General features: G+C 71.9%; 5 protein-coding genes. All 5 read left to right on the forward strand.

The window, feature by feature from the left end:
• Positions 1 to 456, forward strand: a 456-nt coding sequence (gene blsF, locus GT354_RS31230; RefSeq protein WP_161359738.1) for a CGA synthase-related protein, incomplete at its 5' end; no start/stop codon positions are given.
• A 104-nt stretch (positions 457 to 560) separates the two neighbouring features.
• Positions 561 to 1,727 carry an arginine 2,3-aminomutase gene (blsG, locus tag GT354_RS31235; protein ID WP_161359739.1) on the forward strand — a complete coding sequence of 389 codons (1,167 nt, stop codon included), beginning with the start codon at positions 561 to 563 and terminating at the stop codon, positions 1,725 to 1,727.
• The gene (locus tag GT354_RS31240; RefSeq protein ID WP_161359740.1) at positions 1,724 to 2,902 is read left to right on the forward strand and encodes a DegT/DnrJ/EryC1/StrS family aminotransferase; all 1,179 of its coding nucleotides are present in this window, start codon (positions 1,724 to 1,726) and stop codon (positions 2,900 to 2,902) included. Before blsG ends, GT354_RS31240 begins: the two co-directional genes overlap by 4 nt.
• A complete protein-coding gene (locus GT354_RS31245; protein WP_346012261.1) occupies positions 2,899 to 4,140 on the forward strand; it encodes an ATP-dependent carboxylate-amine ligase in 1,242 nt (413 codons plus the stop codon). The genes GT354_RS31240 and GT354_RS31245 overlap by 4 nt, the downstream gene beginning before the upstream one ends.
• Positions 4,137 to 5,462 carry an MFS transporter gene (locus GT354_RS31250; RefSeq protein WP_161359741.1) on the forward strand — a complete coding sequence of 442 codons (1,326 nt, stop codon included), beginning with the start codon at positions 4,137 to 4,139 and terminating at the stop codon, positions 5,460 to 5,462. The genes GT354_RS31245 and GT354_RS31250 overlap by 4 nt, the downstream gene beginning before the upstream one ends.
• Positions 5,463 to 5,685: the final 223 nt, after the last annotated feature.

Below are 5,685 nucleotides of genomic sequence, written 5' to 3' on the forward strand. Positions count from 1 at the left end.
CGCGCGCTGGTCCACGAGGCGCTGCGCCGGACCGGCGGGTGCGAGGTCGTCGCCGACACGCGCCTCACATCGGTGCGCTCCGCCCTCGCGGGCCTGGCCGACCCCCCGGAGCTACGGGTGAGCCGCGCCGCCGAGGTGGACGTCGACGCGCTGCACGCCGGTGCCGAGGTGTTCGTGGCCGCGCCCACCCTGGGCGTCGTCACCCTGGCCCAAGTACGGCGCGCCCCACTGGTGTTCCTGCCACCGCTCGGGGCCGCCCAGCGCGATCTCGCCGCGCGGGTGCGACACGTGGTCCCGGTACCGCTCGCGACCGACCCCCGCGACGACTGCCTGTGGGCACCGCCCGCCGGCGACGGCCGGACACCGTGGGACGCCCTCGACCCGGCCCTCGACGATCTGCGCGGCGCGCAACGCGTCGCCCGCACCCTGCGTCAGCTCTCGCTCGCCCCGTTGTGAGCGGCCGCGTCACCACACCGCCCCGCACCGACCGCGGCCTTGTCGCCGCCCCCGCCCCCCGGTACACCGCCCCGCGTCGAAGGCCCGTCAACCCTGGAGCCGCCATGTCCGCCACCCCCCTCGAAGCCGAGACCGCGGCCTGCCCCGCGATCGTGCGTCCGCGCGTGCCCGACACCGACTGGAACGACTGGCGTTGGCACATGCGTCGGCGCATCACCAACGTCGACAAGGCCCGGCAGTGGATCAACCTCAGCCCCGACGAGGAGAAGGCGATCGCCGGGGTCGCGGGCAAATACCGCTGGAGCGTCACCCCCTACTACGCGTCGCTGATGGATCCCGACGACCCCATGTGCCCCGTCCGCCAACAGGCCGTTCCCGCCTCGGGCGAGCTGGTCGAGTTCTCCGGCGCGGAGGTCGACCCGGTCGGCGACACGTACTACCGCAAGACCAACCGCGTCGTGCACAAGTATCCGGACCGGGTCATCCTGCTGGTCACCGAGGCGTGCCCGGTCTACTGCCGGCACTGCACCCGCAAGTTCCACACCACCGACGTCAACGGCACCTACTTCCGCGACGACGAGGGCGAGTCCTTCGACGAGGACCTGCGCTACATCGCCGACCACCCGGAGATCCGGGACGTCCTGCTCACCGGCGGGGATCCGCTGTCCTACCAGGACGGCAAGCTGGAGGAGATCATCGCCGGGCTGCGGGCGATCCCGAGCGTGGAGATCATCCGGATCGGCTCACGCTTCCCGGTCCTGCTGCCGCAGCGGATCACCGACGACCTGTGCGCGATGCTCGCGCGCTACCACCCGGTGTGGATCAACACCCATTTCAACCACCCCAAGGAGATCACCCCGGAGGCGTCCGCCGCGGTGGACCGCATGCTGCGCCACGGGATCCCGGTGGGCAACCAGACCGTGCTGCTGCGGGGGATCAACGACGACGTCGCCACCATGCGCACCCTGATGACGGAGCTGCTGCGCATCCGGGTCCGGCCGTACTACCTCTACCACTGCGACAACGTCACCGGCGTCTCGCACTTCATGACCTCCGTCGCCAAGGGCTGGGAGATCATGGAGGGCCTCCAGGGCCACATCACCGGGTTCGGCGTACCGCAGTACGTCCTGACCACTCGGATCGGCAAGATCCCGATCGCGCAGCCCTACTTCACCGTCACCCCCGACGGCCTGCACCTGCGCAACTTCCGCGGCGAGGAGATGGTCGTCGACAAGGCCGCGTACCCGATCACGGAGGCCGACGCGCGATGACCCTCGACAAGCGACTCGGGCAGCGTTTCCTGCCCTACGGCGCGAACTACCTCGACTGGTCCGACATGGCGGAGCTCCGGGAGGTGATCGACCATCAGGTGTTGTTCCGCTATCAGACCGAGAGCGAGAGCATGGCCTCGCGCCTGGAACGCCTGACCACCGAACGCCTGGGCGCGGCACACGCGTTGGCCGTGCACAACTGCACCGAGGCGTTGCGGTTGGCGCTGCTGGCCACTCGCCCCCGGATCGGCGACCGCGTGTACGTCCCGGCCGTCACCTTCGTGGCCGTGGCCGGCGCGGTGCTCTCGTGCGGACTGATCCCGGTACTGGTCGACACCGACGACTCGCTCTCGCTGGACCCCACGCTGCTGCCGCCCGACGCCGAGCGGGTGATCGTGGCGCACATGGAGGGCACCGTGGCGCCGCTGCCCGAGGGCGTGCCGTACGTCGTCGAGGACTGCGCGCAGTCGCTCGGCGCGCGCTTCCCGGACGGGCGCGCCGTGGGCACCGCGGGCTGGGCCGGCACCTTCAGCTTCCACCACAACAAGGTGCTCACCTCCGGCGAGGGCGGGCTCGTGGTCACCAACGACGAGCGGGCGTGGGCGACGATGCGCTGCTACCACGACCACGGATCGGCGCGCGTGCCCGGCCGCTATCCCACGTGGAACCAGGACGCCTACTACGGCGAGAACTTCGTCACCAGCGAACAGGTCGCCGCCGTCCAGTGCCAGCAGTTCCGCCACCTCGACGAACTGCTCGCCGGGCTGGAGCGCATGTACACCATCGCGATGAACGAACTGCCGGACCGCGCCGACCTGGAGGTGCGGCCGCGAGCCGCGGGTGACGCGAAGGTCGGCCTGCGCTTTCGCTGCGGCGACCGGGCCCTGCGCGACGCCGCGGTGGCCGCCCTGACCGCGGAGGGGATCGCCAACTGGACGTTGAACAAGTACCTGTTGCCCGAGCACCCGGTGATCACCGGCCGACGCTCGCTCTACGCCGACGGCTTCCCGTGGAACCACGCCCCCGACGAGCCGCTCGTGCTCAGCCGCGACGGCTTCGCCCGTACCCGCGACCGGCTGGACCGCACCCTGTGCGTACCGCTGTCCCCGGAGCTGTCCGAAGCCGAACAGGTCGGCGCGGTCAAGGCCGTTCGGCGTGTCCTGGAGGCGGTGTGAACGAGCGATCCGTGCTGCTGATGGTGGACGACCGGGCGTCCTCGTTCACCCGATACGCCGCCCGGGCGCTCCCCGACGACCTGGTCCTGCTGCGCTTCGCCGAGTTCCGCGCCGAGCTGCGGGAGGACTACCTGCGCGCGACCGCGCATCTGCCCGCGTTCTGGGTGCGCGAAGGGGCGCCACTGGAGCACGAGGCGCGGCGATATCGGGACTGGACCGCCGAGTTGCCCACCCGGCCGACCCGCTTTTGCAATCCGTCCGAACCGCGTCAGGCCGTCGCCCAGCGGTTCGCCGCCCTGGCCGGGCTCCCCCATCTGACCCAGCGCCAGGTGGGTTGGGTGCGGGACAAGGCCGCCATGAAGAGCCGGTTTCGCGAACTGGGGCTGCGTACCGCCGCGTTCGCCCGGGTGAGCCGCGCGTCGGAGGTCGAGCGGTTCGCCGCGCGGCACGGCTGGCCGCTCGTCCTCAAACCGGTGGACTCGTTCGCGTGCGTGGACACCTATCGGCTCGAAGGACCGACCGCCGTCGCCGCGATCGACTTCGCGGCCCGGGATTGGATGGTCGAGGAGTTCGTCGGCGGTACCGAGTGGGAGGTGTGCGCACTCGTCCACGACGGCGAGGTGTTGACCGCGTGGCCGAGCGCGATGCCGTGCCGCCCGCTGGACATCGTCGACGGGGCGATGAACGCCAACATCAGCGTCGGCACCGACGAGGGACCGCCGGTGGACCTGCGCGCGATGCTCCAGCGCATCGTCACCGGCATGGGGATCGACCACGGCTACGCGCACATGGAGTTCTTCGTGGTCGACAAGCAGGTGTACGCGGGCGAGATCGGGGTCCGATTGGCGGGCTGTGAGATCCCCGCCAACCACGGCCACGCCTACGGATTCGACGTCTTCGGCGCCACGCTGGACGTCTACCTCGGGCGCCGGCCCCGGCTCGACTATCGCGAACGGCGCTGCGCGGGCGACCTGTTGCTGCCCCTGCCCGGGTCGGGAACGGTCCGGCACGTCACCGGCGCCGACGAACTCCTGCGCCTGCCGGGCGTCGTCGAGGCCGTGCTCAAAACCGAGGTGGGCGACACGGTGGCGGCCCGCCGCGCGTCGCACAACGCCTCGGGCCACGTCCACGTCGTGGGCGCCTCGATCGCGGAGGTCGAACAGCGCATGCGCGCGGTACTCGACGCCTTCACGATCGAGGTGGCCCCGGCCCGCGAGGCGGACCCGGTCTCGTCGTGAATCTCAGCCCGCGCCGATCCCGCCGCGACACCGACCCCGGATCCGAGGAACGGGCCGGGGACGCGAAACCGACTCCCGCGACCGATGGTCTGCTCGTCCGTTTCCGCGCCCTGCTCACCCGCCCCCGGGTGGCCGGGGCTGCCGGGTGGAGCGTCGTCGCCAGGTTTCCCGTCTACCTGATGTCGCTGGCCATGGTGTTGACGATTCGCGAGCAGGGCGGCAGTTACGCCCAGGCCGGCCTGATCGCCGCGCTGTACACCGTCGGCATGGCGCTCGGCAGCCCGTTGATCGCCCGCCGGCTCGACCGCAGCGGACGGCGGGGCGTGCTGATCGGCACCGGCCTCGCCTACCCGTCGACGCTCGCGACACTGGTGTGGGCCACCGAGCCGGGTTCCTGGGCACAGCCACTGTTGGCCGTCGCCGCCGGCGTCGTGCTGCCGCCCACGAACGCGTGCATGCGCTCGTGGTGGGCGCGGATGCCGCTGGCGGACGCCGAACGCGAGACCGCCTACCTGTGGGAGGCCCTGCTCACCGAAGTCCTGGTCATCGGCGCGCCGTTGATGCTCGCGGCCCTGATGCTCGTCGGGTCCGCGGGATCGGCGCTGACCACCGTGGCCGTCATCGGCGGCGTGGGGGCCCTCGGGCTCGCCTTCGTACGACTCCCGGCCGGCACCGACGCGGCGGCCGCGAGCGACCCGCGCGAGGCCGAGGCCCATTCCCGGGACGGACCGCGCCATGTCCTGCGTGATCCCGCGATGCTCGTGCTCGTGGGGATCATGGCCGCGTGCTCCGTCCCCGTCGGACTGATGACGCTCGCCATCCCGGCCTTCGTGTCGGCGCACGGCTCGTCCGGCGGCACGGGCGTGGTCTACGCGTGCTGGGGAGTCGGCAGCGCGGTGGGCGCCCTGTGGTTGGGGCGGGCCCAGTCACAGGTCGCGGTGCATGTGCGCTTCCCGCGACTGGTCCTCGCCTACGCCGTCGGCACCGGACTGACCGTACTGGTCACCTCCCCGGCGACGCTCGCGGTCGCCCTCGCGGTCGGCAGCCTGCCCATCGCCCTGGTGTCCGCCAACGAGATGACCCTGGTGAGCACCCTCGCCGATCGACGCCTGCTGGCCGAGGCGTTCACGTGGGCGTCGCTGGCCACCGTCCTGGGCGACGCCGTGGGCCAGCAGGCCGGTGGTCTGCTGATGGATCCGATCGGCCCGCGCGGCGTGTTCGCCGTCGCCTTCGGCGTGGCCCTCGCGGGGGCGGGGCTGGCGTTCGCGGGCCGCCGATTGTTGGCCCGCGAGGCCGTCGCCCCCGAAACGCACGCGACGTGATCGCCGTCGATGCCGCGCGCATCCCCTCGCCCCCATCCCGGTTTGCCTTACTTCCGACCGAGTCGACCCACAGAACACGAGGACACCTGTCGTGAACGCCCCCGTCGTCACCGAAGCACAGCCCCGGCCGGAGCCGGATCCGCCGGCGGCCACGTCGCTCTTCCGCCCGGTCGACCTCGCCGAACTGCCGCACGCGGTGGCGGAGTTCCTTGCCGCGCCCGAG

The sequence above is a fragment of the Streptomyces sp. SID3343 genome (genome assembly GCF_009865215.1).
GTDB lineage: Bacteria > Actinomycetota > Actinomycetes > Streptomycetales > Streptomycetaceae > Embleya.